We start from the raw sequence: 23415 nt of genomic DNA on the forward strand, positions 1-23415 counted from the left end.
AGGCGTATTGAAGTCAATGCGCTTGGGAGGAGAAGTCGTCGTCATGGTGGAATTGGCCAGATCATTCATGCGCACACCCTAGCGATCCTGTATGACAGAAAGATGACAATGCAGTGACGCAAGAAATCCGCCGCGTAGCAGGGCTGGCAGCGGACCGAAAAATTAGGGGTGTAGGCACGCTTGTTGTGAGGGCGGGCAAGCCCGCTCTCACACAAGAGCATGCGTCTACACCAGGTAATGCAGGCTTATTTGCCTTCTTTCAGACCCAGCTCAGCCAGGGTCTTTTCGACCACTTTAGCTGGCAGTGGGATGTAGCCGTCTTTCACTACAACTTCCTGGCCCTGTTTGGACAGAACCAGTTTCACGAACTCGGCTTCCAGCGGGGCCAGAGGCTTGTTCGGGGCTTTGTTGATGTACACGTAGAGGAAGCGCGACAGCGGGTATTTGCCGTTCAGGGCGTTCTCTTCGGTGTCTTCGACGAACTCGCCGCCTTCTTTCTTGGCCAGGGCCACGGTTTTCACGCTGGCGGTCTTGTAGCCGATGCCCGAGTAACCGATGCCGTTCAGCGAGGAGCTGATGGACTGCACGACCGAAGCCGAACCTGGCTGTTCGTTGACATTAGGCTTGTAGTCACCTTTGCACAGGGCTTCTTCCTTGAAGTAGCCGTAGGTGCCGGATACCGAGTTACGACCGAACAGTTGCACCGGCTTGTTGGCCAGGTCACCGGTCACACCCAGGTCGCCCCAGGTCTTGACGTCAGCCTTGGCACCGCACAGACGAGTCGACGAGAACACGGCGTCGACCTGAGCCATAGTCAGGTGCTTGATCGGGTTGTCCTTGTGTACGAACACAGCCAGGGCGTCCACGGCCACCGGGATAGCAGTCGGCTTGTAGCCGTACTTCTGCTCGAAAGCCTGCAGTTCGTTGTCCTTCATCTTGCGGCTCATCGGGCCCAGGTTAGCGGTGCCTTCGGTGAGTGCAGGCGGCGCGGTGGAAGAACCGGCGGCTTGAATCTGGATATTGACGTTCGGGTATTCTTTTTTGTAGTTCTCGGCCCACAGAGTCATCAGGTTGGCCAGAGTATCGGAGCCGACACTGGACAGGTTGCCCGATACACCAGAGGTCTTGGTGTAGGGCTTGATCGCAGGGTCAACAGCGGCGACCGCGTTGGCAGTGGCTACGCCAGCAGCGACAAAAGTCATTGCCGCCATCAAACGCTTCAGTTTCATGCCTTACTCCTAGCAGATAGGGATAGTTGGATCGGGGCCAAGTATCGGTAGGCCGTGTGAACACTCTATGTCTGGAATATGACAATTAGATGAAAGGCCAGTATTGGCAGGAAAAGCGGATGCGGGATAGAAGCTGAGTAAATGCGGGGGCGAAGCGAGGAGTTGCGGTTATTCAGAAATACTCTGTAAACGTTGTAAGAGCCGACTGCCGGCAATGGGGCCCTTGAATTGTGCGCTGTTCAAGGAGCGCCATGGCCGGCAAGCCGGTTCCTACAGGGGACTTGCCAGGATCAACGCCCGCGTTTCCACAGGTAGGCACCCACCAGCATCCCCATCGTGCAGATCACGGCGACGTAGTACGCCGGGCCCATCGGGCTTTCTTTCATCAGCAGCGACACCACCAACGGCGTCAGACCACCGAACACCGCGTAGGCAACGTTGTAGGAAAACGACAGGCCGCTGAAGCGCACCACCGGTGGGAAGGCCTTGACCATCACGTAGGGCACCACGCCGACCACGCCGACGAACAGGCCGGTAAGGGTGTACAGCGGGAACAGCCAGTTTGGGTGGTCCAGCAGGCTGTGATACAGCGTCCACGAGGTCGCGAGCAGCAACGCGCAGCCGGCGATCAGCACGCGCCCGGCGCCGAAGCGGTCAGCCAGTGCGCCGGAGAGGATGCAGCCCAGGCTCAGGGTGACGATCGCCAGGCTGTTGGCCTGCAACGAGACTGTCGGGCTGAAGTGGTAGATGGTCTGCAGCACGGTCGGGGTCATCAGGATCACAACGACAATGCCGGCCGACAGCAGCCAGGTCAGCAGCATCGACAGCACGATGGCGCCACGGTGGTCACGCAGGACCGCACGCAATGGCAGCTCGGCAGCCAGGGTCTTGCGCTGCTGCATTTCGGCGAAGATCGGGGTTTCGTGCAGCCAGCGGCGCAGGTACACCGAGAACAGGCCGAACACACCGCCCAACAGGAACGGGATCCGCCAGGCGTAGTCCGACACTTGCTCCGGGGTGTAGATCGTGTTGATCGCGGTGGCCACCAGCGAACCCAGGAGGATCCCGGCGGTCAGACCGCTGGTCAGGGTGCCGCAGGCATAGCCGATATGGCGTGGCGGTACATGTTCAGAAACAAAAACCCACGCGCCCGGCACTTCTCCACCAATCGCCGCGCCCTGGATCACGCGCATCAGCAACAACAGGATCGGGGCCCACAGGCCGATCTGCGCGTAGGTCGGCAACAGGCCCATGATCAGGGTCGGCACCGCCATCATGAAGATGCTCAGGGTGAACATCTTCTTGCGCCCCAGCAGGTCGCCGAAGTGCGCCATGATGATCCCGCCCAGCGGCCGCGCCAGGTAGCCGGCGGCGAAGATGCCGAAGGTCTGCATCAGGCGCAGCCATTCGGGCATGTCGGCGGGGAAAAACAGTTTCCCGACCACAGTGGCGAAGAACACGAAGATGATGAAGTCGTAGAACTCCAGCGCGCCCCCCAGGGCGGACAGCGACAGGGTTTTGTAGTCGTTGCGGTTCAGCGGTCGTGCGGGCGGCGCAATGCTTGAAGGCACTGTGGTCATGGCAAGGCTTCTCTTATTAGGTCAGATCAGGAATCCGCAACAGTGCTGGTTTGGCCTGGCAGGTCCGGCAAGATAACAAATTGCCCGCAAAAGCACAGTCTAAACACCTGCACAGCGACTGGCGTCGACTCGCAAAGTCACCACCTTGCAAGGCCCGCCTATTCCCTCTTCGAATTATTATCGGGGACCGAAAACGCCAGCAAATACTGGAGCGCAGAGTTCAAAAGGCACAATGGTCAAACCCCTCAAGTTGCATGACTGTTTTGGCCATTTCCTTGACGCCTGTGAAGCCGTGCAGATAGATGTACAAAATCAGGGCCGGACGGTCGTCGCGCAGGCTATCGACCGATATACTGCCCACCTTGCACCGGCATATCCGTGGAAGTTGCGCGAAAACGTCGTTGGCACCGGCCAGCCGATTTCGCAGAGTTTCCCTTCAGGCGCCTTTCGAAAAACGTGACGAACGTAGTATGTTCGGGGCTGAATCGTTTTTCCAAGACGGCTATTCACCGATTACATAGTCCAAGAGTCACGGGTCAGAGGCACCCCCGGCATGATCGAACTCGAACAAGAAGATCCTATCCCGCAAGGCGATCTCGCCCTGCAAATCACCGCACTCCCCCGTGAAACCAACGGTTTCGGCGATATTTTCGGCGGCTGGCTGGTGGCGCAGATGGACCTGGCTGGCACGGCAATGGCCAGCAAGGTCGCCGGTGGTCGCGTGGCTACCGTCGCCATTGACCGCATGGCCTTCCTGGTTCCGGTGGCAGTGGGCGCGCAACTGTCCTTCTACACCCAGGCCCTGGAAATCGGCCGCAGCTCGATCCAGATGATGGTCGAAGTGTGGAGCGATGACCCGCTGTCCAGCGAATGGCGCAAAGTCACCGAGGCGGTGTTTGTGTTCGTCGCCATTGATGGCAGCGGTCGCACTCGCTCGGTTCCGTCGCGGGCGCGTTAAACCTCGCGGCGGTTTGGCGGTCCATTGCCCCATTGCCTGTCACTAAGAGAGCCTTGTATGCCTACGCCCCACCTTGAAACCGTGAAAATGGATGAGCTGGACTGCTGGCGCATCCGCCACAACGGCGCCGAAGTGCTGGTGGCCCAACAAGGCGCGCACATCTTCAGCTACCAGCCCGCGGGCGCCAAGCCGGTGATCTGGCCCAACGACCAGGCCGTATTCAAGGCTGGCAAAGGTATCCGTACGGGTGTGCCGGTGTGCTGGCCGTGGTTTGGTGTATTTGACCGCAACCCGCAAAGCGTCAAGGCGATGCGCCAGAGTGATCAGCCGGCCGGCGCCCATGGTTTCGCGCGCACGGCCATCTGGACCTTGGCCGGCGTCGAAGACAATCGGGTTGAGCTGGTACTGCCGGCACCTGCTGGCGGCTTCCCGGATTGGCCGCATCAGGTCGATCTGAAAATGAGCATCCTGCTCGACGAGCAACTGCATATCCGCCTGACCAGCCACAACCGTGGCACCGACACCGTGACCATCAGCCAGGCGCTGCACAGCTACTTCGCAGTCAGCGACGTGCGCAAGGTGCAGGTCGAAGGCCTGGACGGATTGGACTATATCGATACCGCCGACGGCTGGGTGACCAAGCAACAGGCCGGCGCGCTGCACTTCGCTGCAGAGACCGATCGTATCTACCTCGATACTCCAGCCCAATTGAACATCGTCGATCAAGGCTGGCAACGCCGGATCCAGCTCACCAGCGAAGGGTCCAAATCGACCGTGATCTGGAACCCATGGACCGAACGGGCCAAGGCTTTCGATGATATGGCCGACGATGGCTGGCAGGGCATGCTGTGCATCGAGACGGCGAACGTGCTGGACGATGTGGTGGCATTGGCACCGGGCGCTAGTCACACCATGGGTGTGAGCATCGCCAGCCTGCCCCTGTAAACCCAATCGAATGTGGGAGCAGGCTTGCTCCCACAAGGGGATTTTTGGCGCCGGTTACAGGTCCGACTCCTGCACCACCCGCACCACCCCCGCATCCAGCGCATACGCTGCATCCGCCAGGTCGTTGTTGACCGTCTCCACCTTCAACGTGCCAGTGACCCACAACGGCGTGTAGATATCGTCCAGCTTCAAGCCTTTGGGATAGCGCACCAGCACCAGTTGATTGGGTGGCGGCGGCGGTACGTGGATACAGGCGCCCGGGTAAGGCACCAGGAAAAACAGGGTGCTGCGGCCCTTGGCATCGGTTTCCAATGGCACCGGATAACCGCCAAGACGGATGTGCTTGCCGTTCATGGCGGCCACGGTCTTGGTCGAATACATCACCGCCGGCAAGCCCTTGCTCTGTTTCAGGCCACCCTTTTCGGTAAAGGTGCCCAGGGCTTCTGGGGAGTTGTGGTCGATATCCGGCATTTGTTCGAGAGCCTTCTGGTCCGACTCGGGCATCAGTTCCAGCCAGTCGGTTTCCGTAAGCTCAGCGGCGTGGGCCAGGCTTGAACCCAGCAAAAGGACAGTCAACAGAAGGCGGCGCATGAAGGGGCTCGGCAAATAAGAACAGTGCCGGCATTCTAGCCCTCTGCGCCTGCGCAGCGCAGAGGGCTTGTCGCTAAATTACTTCTTTTTCAGCAGACCGTAGATCACCAGCAACACAATGGCACCCACCAGCGCGCCAATGAAACCTGCACCCTGACCTGCCTGGTAGATACCCAGGGCCTGACCGCCATAGGTCGCCGCCAGGGAGCCGGCGATTCCCAGCAGGATGGTCATGATCCAGCCCATGCTGTCGTCGCCTGGTTTCAGGAAACGCGCCAGCAGGCCGACGATCAAACCGATAAAGATGGTCCCAATGATACCCATGGCATTTCCCTCTGAATGAAAGTTAGCTGAAGCCTAGTCAGACTTTGGCGTCCTGCAATCAGAGGATGGCGGTCACCAATGGTTCCCGCCAGCCCGTGGGTTATTGCGCGGCGATCAGCGCCTGGACCTTGGCGATCTGCGCGTCGAGTGTCGCGCGGTCCTTGCAACGCAGGTTGGCGTGGCCGACCTTGCGCCCGGCCTTGAACGCCTTGCCGTAGTGATGCAGGTGGCAGTCATCAATCGCAATGACCTGCTCTACCGGCGGCACCACGCCAATGAAGTTGAGCATCGCGCTCTCGCCCACCTTGGCCGTGGAACCCAGTGGCAAGCCCGCTACCGCCCGCAGGTGGTTTTCGAACTGGCTGCACTCGGCGCCTTCGGTGGTCCAGTGCCCGGAGTTATGCACGCGCGGGGCAATTTCGTTGGCCTTGAGGCCACCGTCGACTTCAAAGAACTCGAATGCCATCACGCCGACATAATCCAGTTGCTTGAGCACTCGGCTGGAATAGTCTTCGGCCAGGGCCTGCAACGGGTGGTCGGTGCTGGCCACGGACAGCTTGAGGATGCCGCTGTCGTGGGTGTTGTGCACCAACGGGTAGAAGCGCGTTTCGCCATCACGGGCGCGCACGGCCACCAGCGAGACTTCGCCGGTGAACGGCACGAAGCCTTCCAGCAGGCAGGCGACACTGCCCAGTTCGGCGAACGTGCCGACCACATCGGCTTCGGTACGCAGGACTTTCTGGCCCTTGCCGTCATAACCCAGGGTGCGGGTTTTCAACACCGCCGGCAGGCCGATGCTGGCGACCGCCGCATCCAGGTCCGCCTGGGACTGGATGTCGGCGAAGGCCGGAGTCGGAATGCCCAGGTCCTTGAACATGCTCTTTTCGAACCAGCGGTCACGGGCGATGCGCAGCGCTTCAGCGCTCGGGTACACCGGGACGAATTGCGACAGAAACGCCACGGTTTCGGCTGGCACGCTTTCGAATTCGAAGGTCACCAGATCGACTTCATCGGCCAATTGGCGCAAGTGATCCGGGTCGCTGTAGTCCGCCCGCAGGTGTTCACCCAGGGCCGCCGCACAGGCGTCCGGCGCCGGATCAAGAAACGCGAAGTTCATCCCCAGCGGCGTACCCGCCAAGGCCAGCATGCGACCCAGTTGGCCGCCACCGATTACACCGATTTTCATCAATCAACAACCTCAGGCGATGCGTGGGTCTGGATTGTCCAGGACGCTGTCAGTCTGTTCGGCGCGGAATTTCTTCAGGGCCGCGTGGAACTGTGGATGCTTGGCGCCCAGGATACTGGCCGACAGCAATGCCGCGTTGATCGCGCCGGCCTTGCCAATCGCCAGGGTGGCCACCGGAATCCCGGCGGGCATCTGCACGATGGACAGCAGCGAATCCACGCCCGAGAGCATCGACGACTGCACCGGCACGCCGAGCACCGGCAAGTGGGTCTTGGCCGCACACATGCCCGGCAGGTGGGCTGCGCCACCGGCACCGGCGATAATCACCTCGATGCCACGGGATTCTGCTTCATCGGCATACTGGAACAGCAAGTCCGGCGTGCGGTGGGCGGAAACCACCTTCACTTCAAACGGAATGCCGAGTTTTTCCAGCATATCGGCGGTGTGGCTAAGGGTGGACCAATCGGACTTGGAGCCCATGATCACGCCAACCAATGCACTCATCGTCGTGCCTCTTCTCTCTGGGCGCCCGCAGGCGCGTCAAAAAACAACAAGCCACGCGGGAAATCCGGCGTGGCTTGTTGTACGAATTAAGGCCGGTTGGACCGGCCGAAGGCCGCGCAGTATACCGTAATAATGCAGATAAACAGCCCCTGTGCCGACCATCTGTCTTACGCTTCAAACCTGCGGTTTTATTGACTTTAGAGTCAGCGAAAACACCCCGAAATACTCTGGGAGCTGGCTTGCCTGCAATGTCGGCTGATACACCGCTATCGCAGCATAGGTATCTACACAACTCTCTATCTAGTGCTTATTGAGTTTGTGTGCAAATCCGTTGCTGCAGTAATGGCCACTTAGGGTTCCGCCCTTACGGCGGGTCACTTTCGAAGAGCGCGAAGCTGCCTTCCCCTGTGGGAGCGGGCTTGCCCGCGATGACGGTGTATCAGTCGATAAATCTATTGGCTGACCTGCCGCCATCGCAGGCAAGCCAGCGCCCACATTTGTTCTGTGCTGGGCTCAGCTATTCTGCGCCGCCCCACCTTCCAGCTTGCGCCACAGCAATCGCACGTTCGCCTTGCGCACCAACGCACAGCGATACAGGCGAATCTCCAGCGGCACATGCCACTGCGGCCCGCCACACACCACCAGCTCGCCCCGGGCCAGTTCGGCGCGCACGCTCAACTGTGGCACCCAGGCAATCCCCAACCCTTCCAGGGCCATGCTTTTCAGGCTGTCAGCCATGGCGGTTTCATACACCGTGGTAAAGCGCAGCGCGCGCTGGCGCAACAGCAGGTTCACCGAACGGCCGAGGAACGCCCCGGCGCTGTAGGCCAGCAGCGGCACACTGCCCTCGCCTTCCAGGTCGAACAACGGCTTGCCATCGGCATCGGCGGCGCACACCGGGAGCATTTCAGTGTTGCCCAAGTGCAGTGACGGGAAAATCTCCGGATCCATTTGCATGGCTGCGTCCGGATCGTAGAACGCCAGCATCAGGTCGCAGCCGCCTTCGCGCAGGGCATGCACCGCATCGCCGACGTTGGTGGCGACCAGGCGCGTGGCGATGTTCAGCCCTTCGTTGCGCAATTGCGCGATCCAGCGTGGGAAAAAACCCAGCGCCAGGGAGTGCGCTGCCGCCACTTGCATGACTTCGCCCTGGCCGCCTTCAAGGTGATGCAAATGCCGCAGCACCTCGCCCAGTTGCTCGACCACCGTGCGCGCCGTGACCAAAAACAACTGCCCCGCTGCCGTCAGCTCGACGGGCGTGCGCGAGCGGTTGACCAGGGTCAGCCCCAGGGCCGCCTCAAGGCTGCGGATGCGTCGACTGAAGGCCGGCTGGGTGACAAAGCGCCGCTCCGCCGCCTGGGAGAAGCTGCGCGTGGCCGCCAGGGCGCTAAAGTCTTCCAGCCATTTGCTTTCAAGGTTCATCTGATTCTCCAGGGCATGCACCATTTTGGCACACACGCCCGCCATGATAACCGGGTCACATCAACATTATGCCGTTTGTGCATAGGCCAGCGCTTAATAGCATTGGCCCAAAAATTTCCACAAGCCTAGCATTCACAGCGTTCCGGCCTAGCCCGGGTCCATATCGAGATGATTTCCGTCATGTCCTCTGCTGCATCATTCCGTACAGAAAAAGACCTGCTTGGCGTACTCGAAGTACCTGCCCAAGCGTACTACGGCATCCAGACCCTGCGAGCGGTGAACAACTTCCGTCTCTCCGGCGTTCCGATTTCGCATTACCCGAAATTGGTGGTCGGTCTGGCAATGGTCAAGCAAGCCGCCGCTGATGCCAACCGCGAGTTGGGCCAGCTCAGCGAAGCCAAGCACGCTGCCATCAGCGAAGCCTGTGCCCGCCTGATCCGCGGCGACTTCCACGAAGAGTTCGTGGTGGACATGATTCAAGGCGGCGCTGGCACTTCAACCAACATGAATGCCAACGAAGTCATCGCCAACATCGCGTTGGAGGCCATGGGCCACAACAAGGGCGAATACCAATACCTGCACCCCAACAACGACGTGAACATGGCGCAGTCGACCAACGACGCCTATCCGACCGCGATCCGCCTGGGTCTGCTGTTGGGCCATGACGCGCTGCTGGCCAGCCTCGACAGCCTGATCCAGGCGTTCGCCGCCAAAGGTGTCGAGTTCGGCCACGTCCTGAAAATGGGCCGCACCCAACTGCAAGACGCCGTGCCGATGACCCTCGGCCAGGAGTTCCGCGCCTTCGCCACGACCCTGGGTGAAGACCTGGCACGCCTCAAGACCCTGGCTCCGGAGCTGCTGACCGAAGTCAACCTGGGCGGCACCGCCATCGGTACCGGCATCAACGCCGACCCGCGTTACCAGGCCCTGGCCGTGCAACGCCTGGCCACCATCAGCGGCCAGCCGCTGGTACCGGCGGCCGACCTGATCGAAGCCACCTCCGACATGGGCGCGTTCGTGCTGTTCTCCGGCATGCTCAAGCGTACCGCGGTGAAGCTGTCGAAGATCTGCAACGACCTGCGCCTGCTGTCCAGCGGCCCACGTACCGGGATCAACGAAATCAACCTGCCAGCGCGTCAGCCAGGCAGCTCGATCATGCCCGGCAAGGTCAACCCGGTCATCCCGGAAGCCGTGAACCAGGTGGCCTTCCAGGTCATCGGTAACGACCTGGCCCTGACCATGGCGGCCGAAGGCGGCCAACTGCAACTGAACGTGATGGAGCCGCTGATCGCTTTCAAGATCTTCGACTCGATCCGCCTGCTGCAACGCGCCATGGACATGCTGCGCGAACACTGCATCGTCGGCATCACCGCCAACGAAGCACGCTGCCGCGAACTGGTGGAGCACTCCATCGGCCTGGTCACCGCGCTGAACCCGTACATCGGCTATGAAAACGCCACCCGCATCGCCCGTATCGCCCTTGAAAGCGGCCGTGGCGTGCTGGAACTGGTGCGCGAAGAAGGCTTGCTCGACGATGCCATGCTCGACGACATCCTGCGCCCGGAAAACATGATTGCCCCGCGTCTGGTGCCTTTGAAGGCCTGAACGCATGTAGCACCGCTCACCAGGTTGAGGGACTAGACACCTCTCACCCTTTTGAGGGCTTGAAGATTTCGATCTTCAGGCCCTTTTTTTTGCTTTTTTAACGCCTGCCCCCTGAGCGAGTTGGCTCGCTCCCACTCGCACCTATATAGAAGCGCGCAACTGCGTTTTATATATAAAACAAATAAGCCGTTTATTAACTTCCCCGCGTTACCTGAAAAAGCACCGATCTCTCGCAACTTCCCATTACATGCCCGAACAGTGTGCAAATTCGTGCCATATAAGAACCAACGTTTCATATATGAAACGTCAGGTTTTCAATCACTTAAACCCAAGTCACTCATATAAAAGGACATTTACTAAAAACCTATAGGAAATAAACCCCTGGCATTGTTCATGCACTAAACGGCGTATCACCTATAAAACAGACCAGAGTACCTTCCTGATGGCTGTGAAAGAGATGTACGCCGTGACGCCCCAATGGAATAACCAAGCTCTCAGGGAAGAGCTGGAGCCGACTGAAATTGAATTTCGCAATGTCGGTAAATGTTTCCCGGCCAAGGGTAAAGCGGACGCCCCCTTCGCCATTCGCGAGGTGAACTTCAAGATTCGCCGGGGTGAAGTGGTGTCGATCATCGGCCCTTCCGGTTGCGGCAAGAGCACCATCCTGAACATGGGCTCGGGTCTGTACCGCCCCAGCGAAGGTGAAGTGTTCGTCGGTGGCGAGCCGGTCACCGGGCCGGTGCCGCAGGTTGCGTTCATGCTGCAGAAGGACCTGCTGATGCCCTGGCGCAGCATCCGCCGCAACGTCGAACTGGGCCTGGAAATCCAGGGCGTGCCTGCCGCCACCCGGCAGAAGGTGGCCCTGGACCTGCTCGACCGCTGCCACCTCAATGGCTACGCCGATCACTACCCGTTCCAGCTCTCCGGTGGCATGCGCCAGCGCGCCGCCCTGGCCCGCACCCTGGCCATCGACCCGCAGGTGCTGTTCCTCGACGAGCCGTTCTCGGCCCTCGATGCCCAGACCAAGATGATCCTGCAACAGGACATGGCACGGATGCTCTTCGACGAGAAGAAAACCGCGCTGTTCATCACCCACGACCTGATCGAAGGCATCGCCATGTCCGACCGCTTGCTGGTCATGAGCGCCCGCCCCGGCACGATCATCGAAGAAATCAGCATCGACCTGCCGTTTCGCGACAACCCCCTGGAGCGCCGCAAGCTGCCGGAAATCGGCCCGCTGGTAGGCCGCCTGATGGAGTTGCTCCAGGTCGGCGCCGACACCGAACTGCACTGATCACCGCCCTTGCGGCCCCCAACCGATTCCGGAGTCCCCATGCTCAAGTCTCTGTTTCAACGTCTTTGCGCCCTCAGCCTGGGCCTCGGTGTGGCCTGTGCCGCCCAGGCGCAGCCGACCAAGGTCACCTACCTGCTGCCGGCGCCGCCCAACTCGCCCGCGTTCGCACCGTGGATCATCGCCAAGGAAAAGGGCTACTACACGGCCCAGGACCTGGACTTGACGTTCATCGCCGCCAAAGGTGGCGTGGATGTGGCCAAGCAGATCGGCGCCGGTAACGCGTTGATCGGCGGGGCCATCGGTGACACGCCTATCGTGGTGCGGGCCAATGGCATCCCGGTACGCGCCGTGGCGGTGCTGGGCGACGGCGGCGTGACGATGATCGCCACCAACGCCAAGGACAACATCAACCGCGTCAGCGACCTCAAGGGCAAGACCATGACGGTGATGTCGTACTCCGACACCACCTACTACGCCCTGCTCGCTTCGCTGCGCAAAGCCGGGCTGGGCAAGAACGACGTGAACATCCAGGCCGCCGGCCCCGCCGGCGTCTGGCAGTTGTTCTCCGCCAACAAGGCCCAGGCCATGGCCGGGGTGCCGGACTGGGTGATCAATGCCGAGGAAGCCGGGGTGCAGATCAAGTTGATCCCCCAGGACCAGATCTTCGAAAGCATGGCCCAGGCGATTCTCGCCTCCGACGACGCCATCAAGAACCAGCCCAAGCTCGTGCGTGGCGTGGTCCAGGGCACCCTGCAAGGCATGCGCGACATCATCCAGGACCCGCGCGCCGCTGCCGTGACCTTCGCCAAGGCGGTACCGGCGTATGCCGGCAAGGAGGACTCGCTGGAGAAGATCTTCAAGCTCTACGTCGAACACGTCTACGCCAAGCAGGCCGTGCTTGGGCACATCGATCCGCAGCACCTGGACAAGGTCCTGCAGTTCTATGTCAGCGAAGGCATCGTCACCCAGGCGACTCCGCTTGAAGACCTCTTCACCAACCAATTCGTCGACAGCCCGGTCGCCGCACAGTGAACCACCGGGACATTGAGGTACGTACACGATGAAAAACAATAACTCCGTGCTCGGTAGCGTCGCGCTGCTGATCCTGTTCCTGGTCCTCTGGCAATGGGGCCCCGGCCTGCTCGGCATGCCCGAGTTCGTCATGCCCAAACTCAGCCGCGTGGCCCAGGAAGGCCTGGTGATGTGGCAGACCGGCGGCCTGCTGCAACACACCCTGATCACCGCGCTGGAGATCGTTGTCGGCTTCGCCCTCGGCGCCCTGCTGGGGGTGGTGATCGGTGTCTCGCTGGGCCTGTCGCCGGCTGCCGAGGCCATGTTGTCGCCGTACATCCTGGCCTTGCAGATCGCGCCGAAAGTCGCCTTCGCGCCGCTGTTCGTGATGTGGCTGGGCTACACCATCTACCCGAAGATTCTGATCGCGATCCTGATCGTGTTTTTCCCGGTGATGATCAACGTGCTCTCGGCGATCCGCACCGTCGACCCGGACATGATCAACCTGGTGCGCACCATGAACGCCAACCGCTGGCAGATCTTCCGCCTGGTGGAGTTCCCCTCGGCCATGGCCGCACTGTTTTCCGGCCTGCGCATTGCCTCGACCCTGGCCGTGATCGGCGTCACCGTCGGTGAACTGGTCGGCGGCAACCAGGGCCTGGGCTTTTTGCTGGTGGACGCCGAGGGCCAGGGCAATACCGCCGGGGTGTTCGTCGCCATTGTCGCGCTGACCCTGATTGGGGTGATCGCCTACGGCGCAGTGGTGTGGGCGGAAAAACGCGTCCTGCACTACATGCCCAAAGCCATGTTGAGCACCCAATGATGAGCCGCCATGACCTTTTGCTTGCAGGCCGTCGCGTGCTGGTCACCGGTGGCGCCCGTGGCCTGGGCTATGCCTTTGCCCAGGCCATCGGCCAGGCCGGTGCCCGAGTGGTGATTGCCGATGTGCTGCACGAACGTGTGCAGCAGGCCGCCTGTGAATTGCGGGCGCTGGGCCTGGATGTGCAGGCCGTCACCGTCGACCTGGCCCAACCCGCGTCGATCCAGGCCTGTGTCGACGCGACGATCAGCCTGCTGGGCGGCCTCGATGGCTTGGTGAACAACGCCTCGATCACCAACTCCGGCGGCAAGGGCTGCGAAGCATTGAGCATCGACACCTGGGACCAGGTGATGCAGGTCAACGTGCGCGGCACCTGGCTGATGACCACCGCCTGCCTGCCGGCCCTGCGCGCCAGCGGCCAGGGCGCCATCGTCAACCTGGCCTCGGACACCCCACTGTGGGGCGCGCCGAACCTGTTGGCCTATGTCGCCAGCAAGGGCGCGATCATCGCCATGACCCGCAGCCTGGCGCGGGAGCTGGGCAGCGACAACATCACCGTCAACGCCATCGCCCCCGGCCTGGTGCTGGTGGAAGCCACCGCCTACGTGCCCGAGGCGCGCCACCGTTTGTACAACGACCAACGGGCCCTGCAACGCCCGCAATTGCCCGAAGACGTCAGCGGCGCCGTGCTGTTCGCGCTGTCCGACCTTGCCCGCTTTATCACTGGACAAACCCTGCCGGTCAACGGCGGGTTCGTCATGCCTTGATCTGGAGACTGTCATGACTGATCTATCTGCCCAAAACGACACCCCGAAAAGCTGGGACCGCCCTGCCGGCGCCAGCCTGGAAAGCTGGATGAGCACGCGCATCGCCCGTTACGAGACGCGCAAGTACGACTGGGATGCCCTGAAGTTCCAGGCTGACTACGACCCCAAGTTCCGCCGCGCGCAAATGCGCTACATCGGCACCGGCGGCACTGGCATCAGCACCGACATGAACACCATCCCGTCGGAGCACTTCACCTTTTCCACCATGGTCATCCCGGCCGGCCATGAAGGCCCGCCGCACCTGCACATTGACGTCGAAGAAGTGTTCTTCGTGCTGCGCGGCAAACTCAAGGTGGTGCTGGAAAAGGACGGCGAGCGCTTCGAGACCATCCTCACCGACCGCGACGTGATTTCCGTGCCGCCCGGCGTATACCGCGAAGAAATCAACATCGGCGATGAAGACGCGCTGATGTGCGTGATGCTCGGCGCGAAAAAACCGATCACCCCGACCTATCCGCCAGAGCACCCTCTGGCCTCGATCAAGCGCGGGTAAGCCCATGTTGCCAGGACTCACGCACGCCGCGCCGACGGCCGACCTGCAAGCCCAACTGCAGCGCGATTTCCCCCAGCAACGGGTCGCGTCAGCAGGTGGTCAGCAGGCCCTGCGGGTATGCGGCACGGGACCGGCAGTGGTGTTGCTGCACGGCATCGGCTCGGGCGCGGCGTCCTGGCTGCAGGTGGCACAACATCTGGCGGCCCAGGCGCGGGTCATCGCCTGGGACGCGCCCGGCTATGGCGACTCCAGCCCCCTGGAGTCGCAAGTACCCAAGGCCGAGCAATACGCCGCGCGCCTGGTGCAGATGCTCGATGCGCTGGAGGTGGACGAGTGCGTACTGGTCGGCCATTCCCTGGGCGCACTGACCGCCCTGGCCTTGGCCCGCAGTGCCCAGGCCAGACGCGTGAGCCGCCTGGTACTGATCAGCCCCGCTCGTGGCTATGGCGCGCCCGAGCGCAACGCGCAGCGCCAGCAAGTGCGCCAGCAACGCCTGGACAACCTGCAACGCCTGGGCATCGCCGGGCTGGCCGAGCAGCGCAGCGCCCACATGCTCTCGCCCAGTGCCCAGCCCCAAGCGTTGGCCTGGGTGCACTGGAACATGGCCCGCCTGAACCCGCTGGGCTATCGCCAGGCCATCGAACTGCTGTGCGGCGACGACTTGCTGCGCCACGGCCAACCTGCAATGCCCTGCGAGGTGCATTGCGGCGAAGCCGACAGCATCACCCCACCCGACACCTGCCTGGGCGTGGCCAAGGCCCTGGGTGCCAGCTTCAACCTGATCGCCGACGCAGGCCATGCCAGCCCCATCGAACAACCGCTGGTGGTTGCCGGTCGCCTGGCCTACGCCCTCAAACAATCCCTGACAGGTAGAACCCTATGAACGACTCAGATCTGCTGAAGGATGCTCAGGACAAATACATCGTGCCGGGCCTGGAGCGCGGCTTGTTGCTGCTCTGCGAGTTCAGCCGGCGCAACCGTACCCTGACCGCGCCGGAACTGGCGCGGCGCCTGGCGCTGCCGCGCTCGACGATTTTCCGCTTGCTGACCACCCTGGAAACCATGGGCTTCGTCACCCGCAGCGGCAACGAATACCGCCTGGGCATGTCGGTGCTGCGCCTGGGCTTCGAGTACCTGGCGTCGCTGGAGCTGACCGAACTCGGCCAGCCACTGCTGGCCCGTTTGTGCGACCGGGTTAACTACCCGAGCAACCTGGTGGTGCGCGACGGGCGTTCCATCGTGTACGTGGCCAAGGTGTCGCCGCCTTCGGTGTTCTCCAACGCGGTCAACGTCGGCACCCGCCTGCCGGCCCATGCCACGGTGCTGGGGCGCATCCTCCTCGAAGACCTGTCACTGGCCGAACTGCGCGAGCTGTACCCCGAGGAGCACCTGGAACAGCACTCCCACTGCACCCCGAAAACCGTGATGGAGCTGTTCGACATGCTCCAGGCCGACCGCCAGCGCGGCTTTGTCAGCGGCGAAGGGTTCTTTGAATCGGCGATTTCCACAGTGGCCGCGCCCGTGCGCGACCAGAGCGGCGACATCGTGGCCGCCCTCGGCGTGACCATCCCGACCACGCAGATCGGTCATGTGAATTTTGAAGAGCTGCTGAACCAAGTGCGGCGCAGCGCCGACGAGCTGTCGCGCCTGCTCAACTACAACGGCGGCGCCCACAGCGGGCAGCCCCGCGTCACTGCCTTGATGAGAGATTGAGATGAGCCTTTATTCATTGCAGGGCCGCACCGCAATCGTCACCGGAGGCTCCTCGGGCATAGGCCTGGCATGCGTCGAACTGCTGCTGGAAGCCGGTGCGGCCGTTGCGTTTTGCGGCCGCGATGCGGAACGCCTGCGCCGTGCCGAAAGCGACCTGCGCCAACGTTTCCCGCAAGGCCAACTGCTGGCCCAGGTGTGCGATGTGCTCGATGGCGAATCGGTCAACGCCTTTGCCAGCGCCAGCCAGGCCGCGCTGGGCGCCGCCAGCGTGCTGATCAACAACGCCGGGCAAGGCCGGGTCTCGACCTTTGCCGACACCACCGACAGCGCCTGGACCGAAGAGCTGCACCTGAAGTTTTTTTCGGTGATCAACCCGGTCCGCGCCTTCACGCCGCAGCTGCAAAGCCAGGCCGACGCCGCGATTGTCTGCGTCAACTCGCTGCTGGCCAGCCAGCCGGAACCGCACATGGTCGCCACCTCCGCCGCCCGCGCCGGGATCAAGAACCTGGTGCGCTCGATGGCCACCGAGTTCGCCCCGCAAGGCATCCGCGTCAACGGCATCCTGATTGGCCTGGTGGAGTCCGGGCAATGGCGCCGCCGCTTCGAGGCGCGTGAAGAACGCGACCTCGACTGGGCGCAATGGACCGCCCGCCTGGCCCAACAAAAACATATTCCCCTGGGGCGCCTGGGCCTGCCGATTGAAGCGGCCCGCGCGATCCTGTTTCTGGCCTCGCCTCTGTCGGCTTACACCACAGGCAGCCATATCGATGTCTCTGGAGGCCTGTCCCGCCATGCGTAATGAAAACACTGTCACCGTGGGCGCTGCCATCACCGCCTTTCTCGAACAATGCGACGTCAAGGCCGCGTTTGGCGTGATCTCGATCCACAACATGCCGATCCTCGATGCCTTCGCCGTGCGCGGCAATATCCGCTTTGTCATGGCCCGGGGTGAAGCCGGCGCCGCCAACATGGCCGACGCCTATGCCCGCACCACCGGTGGCCTGGGTGTGTGCCTGACCTCCACCGGCACTGCCGCCGGCAATGCGGCTGGGGCCATGGTTGAAGCGCAGACTGCCGGCACCCCGGTGCTGCACATCACCGGGCAGATCGAGACGCCGTACCTGGACCAGGAACTGGCGTATATCCACGAAGCCCGCGACCAGTTGAACATGCTCAAGGCCGTGTCCAAGGCCGCCTTCCGCGTGCGCAGCGTCGAGACCGCCATCAGCACCCTGAAGCTCGCGGTGCAGACCGCCCTCACCGCGCCCACCGGCCCGGTCAGCGTCGAGATCCCGATCGACATCCAGTCGGCCTTTATCCCAATGCCCACCGACCTGTCGCCACTGCCGATCCCGGTCGCTGTGCCGGCACCGGAAGCCCTCGACCTGGTGGCCGCGCGCCTGGCCAGTGCCAAACGCCCGATGCTCTGGCTCGGTGGCGGCGCACGGCATGCCGGGGCGCAGGTCAAGCGCCTGCTGGCGATGGGCGTGGGGGTGATCACCTCGACCCAGGGTCGCGGCGTGGTTAACGAAGACGACGAACGTTGCCTGGGGGCCTTTTCGCAGAACAAGCGGGTCGAGCAGTTCCTGCAAACCTGCGATGCACTGCTGATCGCCGGGTCGCGCCTGCGCAGCAATGAGACCTTCAAGTACGCGCTCAAGCTGCCGCAGAACACGCTGCGCATCGACGCCAACCCGGCCATCGAAGGCCGCAGCTATGCCAGCGAACTGTTTATCTGTGGCGACGCGGCCCTGGCCCTGGAAGGGTTGGCTGACCGCCTGGAAGGCCGCCTGCACACCGACCCGCAGTTCCTCGCCGAACTCAAGGCCGTGCGTGAACAGTCGCGCAGCCAACTGGTCGCGGACCTGGGCCCGTACTCGGCGATGGTCGAGCAATTGCAGGCCAGCACCGGGCGCAACTTCTCCTGGGTGCGCGATGTGACCCTGTCCAACAGCATCTGGGGCAACCGCCTGCTCAACCTGTACCACCCGCGCGCCGGGGTTCACGCCTTGGGCGGCGGTATTGGCCAGGGCCTGGCGATGGGCATCGGTGCCGCGGTGGCAGCCGCTGAAACCGCGCCCGAGCGCAAGGTGTTTGCCCTGGCGGGCGATGGCGGTTTCATCCTCAACCTGGGTGAGCTGGCGACCCTGGTCCAGGAGCGCGCCAACCTGGTGATTCTGCTGATGAACGACCAGCGCTACGGGGTGATCCGCAATATCCAGGACGCGGTCTACGGCAGCCGGCATTGCTATGTCGACCTGCACACCCCGGACTACACCAAGCTCGCCGAATCCATGGGCCTGCGCCATGGCCTGGTCACTGACCTCAAGGATTTCGGCAAGGTGGTCGACAGCGCCTTGAGCCAGCCCGGCCCGTTCCTGCTGGAAGTGGACATGCTCAGCGTGGGCAACTTCGCCACCCAGTTCGCCGGCCCGCCCAACAGCGAAACCAAAGCCCAGAAGGCCACCGCCTGAGGATCGTCGCATGTTGCATATCACCATGATCGGCTGCGGCGCCATTGGCGTCGGCGTGCTGGAGCTGCTGGAGAACGATCCGCAGTTGTGCGTGGATTACGTCATCGCTTCCGAGGGCTCCGAAGCCCTGGTGCGCCAGCGCCTGGCCAGTTTCAAACAACCGCCGCAGGTGCTGACCGCCTTGCCGGCCGATACGTGCCCGGATTTGCTGGTGGAGTGCGCCGGCCACCGCGCCATCGAAGAGCATGTGCTGCCGGCCCTGGAGCGTGGGATTGCCTGCCTGATTGTGTCGGTCGGCGCCTTGTCCGAAGTGGGCCTGGTGGAACGCCTGGAGGCCGCCGCCGAGCGCGGCAAGACCCGCATCGAGCTGCTGCCCGGGGCAATTGGCGGTATTGATGCGTTGTCGGCGGCCAAGGTCGGCGGCCTGGACTCGGTCAACTACACCGGGCGCAAGCCAGCCCGCGCCTGGAAGAACACTCCCGGCGAGCAGGCTTGCGACCTGGACAGCATCCGCGAAGCCACGGTGATCTTCCAGGGCAGTGCCCGTGAGGCCGCGCGGCTGTACCCGAAAAACGCCAACGTTGCGGCCACCCTGTCCCTGGCCGGGCTGGGCCTGGATCGCACCCACGTCACGCTGATCGCCGACCCCCACAGCGACGAAAACGTCCACCACTTCGAAGCCCGTGGCGCCTTTGGCCGTTTCGAGTTGAGCCTGCGCGGCAAGCCGCTTTTGGCCAACCCCAAGACCTCGGCGCTGACCGTGTACAGCGTGGTCCGTGCCTTGGGCAACCACGCCCATGCCATCTCAATTTAGGAGCCCGTCGATGACCCTCGAACAGACTTTACCGATCTGCATCGCCGGCCACTGGCGCCTGGGCCGTGGCGAGCGCTACGCCAGCCGCTACCCGGCCACTGGCGAGGCCGTGGCCTGGCTTAACGCTGCCGATTTGCAGGATGTGGAAGACGCCATCCAGGGCGCGCACCAGGCCTTCCTGCACAGCGGCTGGGCCCACCGCAAACCCCATGAGCGGGCCGGTGTGCTGTACCGCATCGCCGAGCTGATCCGCCTGCACAGTGAGGAACTGGCGCAGCTGCAACGCCAGGACAACGGCAAGCCGATCAATGAAACCCGTGCGCTGGTGGCCAGTGCGGCCGGCACTTTCCAGTTCTTCGCCGCCGCCTGCGAAACCCTGGAAGAAACCATCACCCCGTCGCGCGGTGATTTCGTCAGCATGAGCGTGTATGAGCCGATGGGCGTGGTCGCCGCGATCACCCCGTGGAACTCACCGATTGCCAGCGAGGCGCAGAAGGTCGCGCCAGCCCTGGCGGCGGGCAATGCGGTGGTGATCAAACCGGCGGAAATCACCCCGCTGCTGGCCCTGCGCCTGGCCAGTCTGTGCGAAGAGGCCGGCCTGCCCAAGGGCCTGATCAGCGTGCTGCCCGGCAAGGGCTCGCTGCTGGGCGACGCCCTGACCCGCCACCCGCTGGTCAAGCGCGTGTCGTTCACCGGCGGCACCCGCACTGGCAAGCACATCGCCCATATCGCCGCCGACAAGATGATGCCGGTGTCTTTGGAGCTGGGCGGCAAGTCGCCGACCATCGTCCTTGATGACGCCGACCTCGACCACGCGGTGGCGGGCGTGCTCTACGGCATTTTCAGCTCCTCGGGCGAGGCCTGTATTGCCGGCTCGCGGCTGTTTGTCGCGCGCGCCCTGTACGAGCCCTTTATGCAACGCCTGGTAGCCGCCGCCGCGAACCTGCGCATGGGCGACCCGGCCGACGAAAACACGCAGATGGGCCCGCTGATCAGTGCCGGCCATCGTGAATCGGTGGAACGTTACGTCGCCCTTGGCCTGGCCGAAGGCGGGCGCCTGCGCCTGGGCGGGCAGCGCCCCAGCGGTGGCCTGTATGACCAGGGCTACTTCTACCCGCCGACCATCCTTGAGGGCCTGCACAACCAACAACAGGTATGCCAGGAAGAAATCTTCGGCCCGGTGCTGGTGGCCATGCCCTTCGACGACGAAGAGCAATTGCTGGAGCAGGCCAACGACAGCCTGTACGCCCTCGCGGCAGGCATCTGGACCCGCGACTACAAGCGCGCCTGGGCCCTGGGCCGGCGCTTGCAGGCCGGCACCGTGTGGATCAACACCTACAAACAGTTCTCGATTTCCACACCGTTCGGCGGTTGGCGCGACAGCGGCCTGGGCCGCGAAAAAGGCCGCCTGGGGATCCTGCAATACATGGAACAGAAGAGCCTCTACTGGGGCATGAACCAACAGCCACTGGCCTGGGCCGGTGTGCCACACGAGGTAGCGTGATGAGCGTTTTAGGTATTGATGAAGTCACCTATGGCGTCGAGGACCTCGACACCTGCGTGCGTTTTTTCAGCGACTGGGGCCTGACCCAGGTCAGCACGCAACCCGATGAGGTGATCTTCGAGACCCTCAATGGCTGCCGCGTAGTGCTCGCCGACCTGAACAAACCCGGCCTGCCGCCCGCCATCGAGGCCGGCTCCACCGTGCGCGAAGTGGTGTGGGGCGTGGCCGACGCGACGGACCTTGCGCTGTACGCCGAACGCATCGCCAACGACCCGGGGTTTATCGAGGGCAACGGGCGCATCGGCTGCACCGACCCCAACGGCCTAGCGATCCGCCTGCAAGTCACGCGTAAGCGCGAGCTGGAGATTGAGTGCAGCGGCCACAACACCTGGCAGACCAAGGGCCGGATCAACAAGGCGGCGCCGATCTACGAGCGCGCCACGCCGATTGAAGTCGGTCACGTGGTGTTTTTCGTCAAGGACGTGAACGCCTGCGAAGCCTTCTACCACGAGCGTTTCGGCTTCCAGGCCTCGGACCGCTATCCGGATCGCGGGGCCTTTTTGCGCACCGCCGAGGAAGGTGGCCACCACGACCTGTTCATGCTGCAACTGCCGGCGCCACGGGCGGGACTGAACCATGTGGCCTTTACCGTGCGCGATGTGCACGAGGTGTTTGGCGGTGGCATGCACGTGTCCCGCAGCGGCTGGCCGACCGAGATCGGCCCTGGGCGTCACCCGGTGTCTTCGGCGTTTTTCTGGTACTTCAAGAACCCGGCCGGCGCGCTGGTGGAGTACTACGCCGACGAAGACCAACTGACCGGCGAATGGCAGCCACGCACCTTTGAGCCGGGGCCCACGGTGTTCGCCGAATGGGCGATTGCCGGCGGTATCGACGGCAATACCCGGCGCCAACAACACGTCGAGGCGCCGCAAGGCAAGTTCCTCACCGACAAACCCAAATCCTGAGCAGGAGTCGCCCATGCCTTCCCTGAATATTGCTATCGCCGGTGCCGGTATCGGCGGCCTGACCGCCGCCATCGCCCTGCACCGCGCCGGTCACCAGGTCACCGTGTTTGAACAGTCCAAGGCCTTTTTGCGGGTCGGCGCCGACATCAACCTCACCCCCAACGCGGTACGTGCGCTGGATGGCCTGGGGATTGGCGCCGCCGTGCGCATCCCGGCCGCCCGGCCGACCCATCGCATCAGCCGGATGTGGGACAGCGGCGAAGAGACTTCACGCCTGGAAATGTCCGACGCCGCCGAGCAGAAGTACGGCGCCCCGCAACTGACCATCCACCGCGCCGACCTGCTGGCGGCCCTGGCCGAAGTGTTCCCGCTGGAGCAGGTGAAGTTCGCCAAACGCGCCGAGCGGGTTGAGCACACTGACGACGGCATCTGCCTGCACTTCAAGGACGGCAGCCAGCACCGCTGCGATGTGCTGATCGGCGCCGACGGCATCCACTCGGTGGTGCGCAACGCGCTGTTTGGCGAAGAGCACCCGCGCTTTACCGGGGTGGTGGCGTACCGCGCGGTGGTGCCGGCCGAGTTGGTGGCCCATGTGCCGAATATCCAGGCCTTTACCAAGTGGTGGGGCCCCAACCCGCAGAGCCAGATCGTTACGTTCCCGCTCAACCAGGGCAAAGATATTTTTATCTTCGCCACCACCGCCCAGGACAGCTGGCACGAAGAATCGTGGACCAGCGCTGGCGATGCCGACGAGCTGCGCAGCCACTATCAGGCGTTCCACCCCGACGCCCGCGCCCTGCTGGATGCGTGCAGCGATGTGCTCAAGACCGCGCTGTATGAGCGCGACCCGCTGCCGTTCTGGTCCAAGGGCCCGATCACCCTGCTGGGCGACGCCTGCCACCCGATGATGCCGTTCATGGCCCAGGGTGCCGGCCAGGCCATCGAGGATGCGGTGGTGCTCGCCCGTTACCTGCAAGACCTCGACAGCCCGTCCCAGGTCGCCACGGCCTTGCAGGGCTATCAGCAGGCGCGCCTGGAACGCACCAGCCAGATCCAGATCGGCTCGCGGGGCAACCAGTGGCTCAAGGACGGCGGCAACGCCGATTGGGTCTATGGCTACGACGCCTGGACCATCCCCACCCAAAGCGCGGCCTGA

General features: G+C 63.0%; 23 protein-coding genes. 16 read left to right on the top strand and 7 right to left on the bottom strand.

Annotated features, from left to right (window positions below; genetic code table 11):
• Nucleotides 1-245: 245 nt before the first annotated feature.
• Complete coding sequence (locus PSFL_RS15125; RefSeq protein ID WP_057440542.1) at nt 246-1229, bottom strand: phosphate ABC transporter substrate-binding protein PstS; 984 nt, start codon at nt 1227-1229, stop codon at nt 246-248.
• Between the two features lie 290 nt (nt 1230-1519).
• Complete coding sequence (locus tag PSFL_RS15130) at nt 1520-2800, bottom strand: MFS transporter (protein WP_169955454.1); 1281 nt, start codon at nt 2798-2800, stop codon at nt 1520-1522.
• A 562-nt stretch (nt 2801-3362) separates the two neighbouring features.
• On the opposite strand from PSFL_RS15130, the gene PSFL_RS15135 reads away from it, so the two are divergent.
• Nucleotides 3363-3767 (top strand): acyl-CoA thioesterase, encoded by a 405-nt coding sequence (locus PSFL_RS15135; protein WP_003176975.1) that lies wholly within the window; start codon nt 3363-3365, stop codon nt 3765-3767.
• A 57-nt stretch (nt 3768-3824) separates the two neighbouring features.
• The gene (locus PSFL_RS15140) at nt 3825-4712 is read left to right on the top strand and encodes a D-hexose-6-phosphate mutarotase (protein ID WP_115129298.1); all 888 of its coding nucleotides are present in this window, start codon (nt 3825-3827) and stop codon (nt 4710-4712) included.
• A 54-nt stretch (nt 4713-4766) separates the two neighbouring features.
• Here the strand turns inward: PSFL_RS15140 and PSFL_RS15145 are convergent, their stop codons facing one another.
• From PSFL_RS15145 to PSFL_RS15165, 5 genes are all read right to left on the bottom strand, one after another.
• Nucleotides 4767-5303 carry a DUF3299 domain-containing protein gene (locus PSFL_RS15145; protein WP_057440544.1) on the bottom strand — a complete coding sequence of 179 codons (537 nt, stop codon included), beginning with the start codon at nt 5301-5303 and terminating at the stop codon, nt 4767-4769.
• 78 nt (nt 5304-5381) lie between these two features.
• Nucleotides 5382-5627 (bottom strand): GlsB/YeaQ/YmgE family stress response membrane protein, encoded by a 246-nt coding sequence (locus PSFL_RS15150; RefSeq protein ID WP_029289950.1) that lies wholly within the window; start codon nt 5625-5627, stop codon nt 5382-5384.
• 100 nt (nt 5628-5727) lie between these two features.
• On the bottom strand, nt 5728-6813 hold the full coding sequence (locus tag PSFL_RS15155) for a 5-(carboxyamino)imidazole ribonucleotide synthase (RefSeq protein ID WP_057444228.1): 1086 nt from the start codon (nt 6811-6813) through the stop codon (nt 5728-5730).
• 12 nt (nt 6814-6825) lie between these two features.
• Nucleotides 6826-7317 (bottom strand): 5-(carboxyamino)imidazole ribonucleotide mutase, encoded by a 492-nt coding sequence (gene purE, locus PSFL_RS15160; RefSeq protein ID WP_057440545.1) that lies wholly within the window; start codon nt 7315-7317, stop codon nt 6826-6828.
• Nucleotides 7318-7830: 513 nt separating this feature from the next.
• Nucleotides 7831-8739 carry a LysR substrate-binding domain-containing protein gene (locus tag PSFL_RS15165; protein WP_057440625.1) on the bottom strand — a complete coding sequence of 303 codons (909 nt, stop codon included), beginning with the start codon at nt 8737-8739 and terminating at the stop codon, nt 7831-7833.
• Between the two features lie 180 nt (nt 8740-8919).
• Between PSFL_RS15165 and aspA the strand changes: the two genes are divergently transcribed.
• The 14 genes from aspA to PSFL_RS15235 all read left to right on the top strand — a co-directional run bounded on the left by aspA (nt 8920) and on the right by PSFL_RS15235 (nt 23415).
• Complete coding sequence (aspA, locus tag PSFL_RS15170) at nt 8920-10344, top strand: aspartate ammonia-lyase (RefSeq protein WP_038444539.1); 1425 nt, start codon at nt 8920-8922, stop codon at nt 10342-10344.
• Between the two features lie 457 nt (nt 10345-10801).
• On the top strand, nt 10802-11638 hold the full coding sequence (locus PSFL_RS15175) for an ABC transporter ATP-binding protein (RefSeq protein ID WP_057440627.1): 837 nt from the start codon (nt 10802-10804) through the stop codon (nt 11636-11638).
• Nucleotides 11639-11677: 39 nt separating this feature from the next.
• Complete coding sequence (locus PSFL_RS15180) at nt 11678-12670, top strand: ABC transporter substrate-binding protein (RefSeq protein WP_273867411.1); 993 nt, start codon at nt 11678-11680, stop codon at nt 12668-12670.
• Between the two features lie 28 nt (nt 12671-12698).
• Nucleotides 12699-13472, top strand: a complete 774-nt coding sequence (locus tag PSFL_RS15185; protein ID WP_057440547.1) for an ABC transporter permease — start codon at nt 12699-12701, stop codon at nt 13470-13472.
• On the top strand, nt 13472-14236 hold the full coding sequence (locus PSFL_RS15190; RefSeq protein ID WP_115129446.1) for an SDR family oxidoreductase: 765 nt from the start codon (nt 13472-13474) through the stop codon (nt 14234-14236). The genes PSFL_RS15185 and PSFL_RS15190 overlap by 1 nt, the downstream gene beginning before the upstream one ends.
• Nucleotides 14237-14249: 13 nt before the next feature.
• On the top strand, nt 14250-14789 hold the full coding sequence (locus PSFL_RS15195; protein ID WP_029289969.1) for a cupin domain-containing protein: 540 nt from the start codon (nt 14250-14252) through the stop codon (nt 14787-14789).
• Between the two features lie 4 nt (nt 14790-14793).
• Entirely contained in the window at nt 14794-15672 is an 879-nt protein-coding gene (locus PSFL_RS15200) for an alpha/beta fold hydrolase (protein ID WP_169960045.1), read from the top strand.
• Nucleotides 15669-16502 (top strand): IclR family transcriptional regulator, encoded by an 834-nt coding sequence (locus PSFL_RS15205; RefSeq protein WP_057440549.1) that lies wholly within the window; start codon nt 15669-15671, stop codon nt 16500-16502. The genes PSFL_RS15200 and PSFL_RS15205 overlap by 4 nt, the downstream gene beginning before the upstream one ends.
• 1 nt (nt 16503) lies before the next feature.
• On the top strand, nt 16504-17301 hold the full coding sequence (locus PSFL_RS15210) for an SDR family oxidoreductase (protein WP_115129302.1): 798 nt from the start codon (nt 16504-16506) through the stop codon (nt 17299-17301).
• On the top strand, nt 17294-18976 hold the full coding sequence (locus PSFL_RS15215) for a thiamine pyrophosphate-binding protein (RefSeq protein WP_057440551.1): 1683 nt from the start codon (nt 17294-17296) through the stop codon (nt 18974-18976). The genes PSFL_RS15210 and PSFL_RS15215 overlap by 8 nt, the downstream gene beginning before the upstream one ends.
• A gap of 10 nt (nt 18977-18986) precedes the next feature.
• Nucleotides 18987-19790 (top strand): aspartate dehydrogenase, encoded by an 804-nt coding sequence (locus PSFL_RS15220; RefSeq protein ID WP_198848696.1) that lies wholly within the window; start codon nt 18987-18989, stop codon nt 19788-19790.
• 10 nt (nt 19791-19800) lie between these two features.
• Nucleotides 19801-21294, top strand: a complete 1494-nt coding sequence (locus PSFL_RS15225; protein WP_397470212.1) for an aldehyde dehydrogenase — start codon at nt 19801-19803, stop codon at nt 21292-21294.
• Nucleotides 21294-22259, top strand: a complete 966-nt coding sequence (locus tag PSFL_RS15230; protein WP_057440553.1) for a VOC family protein — start codon at nt 21294-21296, stop codon at nt 22257-22259. The genes PSFL_RS15225 and PSFL_RS15230 overlap by 1 nt, the downstream gene beginning before the upstream one ends.
• Before the next feature lie 13 nt (nt 22260-22272).
• The gene (locus PSFL_RS15235; protein WP_115129305.1) at nt 22273-23415 is read left to right on the top strand and encodes an FAD-dependent monooxygenase; all 1143 of its coding nucleotides are present in this window, start codon (nt 22273-22275) and stop codon (nt 23413-23415) included.

This window comes from Pseudomonas sp. DD1, from assembly GCF_044510355.1.
Taxonomy (GTDB): domain Bacteria; phylum Pseudomonadota; class Gammaproteobacteria; order Pseudomonadales; family Pseudomonadaceae; genus Aquipseudomonas; species Aquipseudomonas shahriarae.

Bases quoted from the DNA above. Each gene is read 5' to 3' on its own strand.
- PSFL_RS15125 (WP_057440542.1), bottom strand. From the start codon at position 1,229: ATGAAACTGAAGCGTTTGATGGCGGCAATGACTTTTGTCGCTGCTGGC.
- PSFL_RS15135 (WP_003176975.1), top strand. From the start codon at position 3,363: ATGATCGAACTCGAACAAGAAGATCCTATCCCGCAAGGCGATCTCGCC.
- PSFL_RS15140 (WP_115129298.1), top strand. From the start codon at position 3,825: ATGCCTACGCCCCACCTTGAAACCGTGAAAATGGATGAGCTGGACTGC.
- PSFL_RS15145 (WP_057440544.1), bottom strand. From the start codon at position 5,303: ATGCGCCGCCTTCTGTTGACTGTCCTTTTGCTGGGTTCAAGCCTGGCC.
- PSFL_RS15150 (WP_029289950.1), bottom strand. From the start codon at position 5,627: ATGGGTATCATTGGGACCATCTTTATCGGTTTGATCGTCGGCCTGCTG.
- PSFL_RS15155 (WP_057444228.1), bottom strand. From the start codon at position 6,813: ATGAAAATCGGTGTAATCGGTGGCGGCCAACTGGGTCGCATGCTGGCC.
- purE (WP_057440545.1), bottom strand. From the start codon at position 7,317: ATGAGTGCATTGGTTGGCGTGATCATGGGCTCCAAGTCCGATTGGTCC.
- PSFL_RS15165 (WP_057440625.1), bottom strand. From the start codon at position 8,739: ATGAACCTTGAAAGCAAATGGCTGGAAGACTTTAGCGCCCTGGCGGCC.
- aspA (WP_038444539.1), top strand. From the start codon at position 8,920: ATGTCCTCTGCTGCATCATTCCGTACAGAAAAAGACCTGCTTGGCGTA.
- PSFL_RS15175 (WP_057440627.1), top strand. From the start codon at position 10,802: ATGTACGCCGTGACGCCCCAATGGAATAACCAAGCTCTCAGGGAAGAG.
- PSFL_RS15180 (WP_273867411.1), top strand. From the start codon at position 11,678: ATGCTCAAGTCTCTGTTTCAACGTCTTTGCGCCCTCAGCCTGGGCCTC.
- PSFL_RS15185 (WP_057440547.1), top strand. From the start codon at position 12,699: ATGAAAAACAATAACTCCGTGCTCGGTAGCGTCGCGCTGCTGATCCTG.
- PSFL_RS15190 (WP_115129446.1), top strand. From the start codon at position 13,472: ATGAGCCGCCATGACCTTTTGCTTGCAGGCCGTCGCGTGCTGGTCACC.
- PSFL_RS15195 (WP_029289969.1), top strand. From the start codon at position 14,250: ATGACTGATCTATCTGCCCAAAACGACACCCCGAAAAGCTGGGACCGC.
- PSFL_RS15200 (WP_169960045.1), top strand. From the start codon at position 14,794: ATGTTGCCAGGACTCACGCACGCCGCGCCGACGGCCGACCTGCAAGCC.
- PSFL_RS15205 (WP_057440549.1), top strand. From the start codon at position 15,669: ATGAACGACTCAGATCTGCTGAAGGATGCTCAGGACAAATACATCGTG.
- PSFL_RS15210 (WP_115129302.1), top strand. From the start codon at position 16,504: ATGAGCCTTTATTCATTGCAGGGCCGCACCGCAATCGTCACCGGAGGC.
- PSFL_RS15215 (WP_057440551.1), top strand. From the start codon at position 17,294: ATGCGTAATGAAAACACTGTCACCGTGGGCGCTGCCATCACCGCCTTT.
- PSFL_RS15220 (WP_198848696.1), top strand. From the start codon at position 18,987: ATGTTGCATATCACCATGATCGGCTGCGGCGCCATTGGCGTCGGCGTG.
- PSFL_RS15225 (WP_397470212.1), top strand. From the start codon at position 19,801: ATGACCCTCGAACAGACTTTACCGATCTGCATCGCCGGCCACTGGCGC.
- PSFL_RS15230 (WP_057440553.1), top strand. From the start codon at position 21,294: ATGAGCGTTTTAGGTATTGATGAAGTCACCTATGGCGTCGAGGACCTC.
- PSFL_RS15235 (WP_115129305.1), top strand. From the start codon at position 22,273: ATGCCTTCCCTGAATATTGCTATCGCCGGTGCCGGTATCGGCGGCCTG.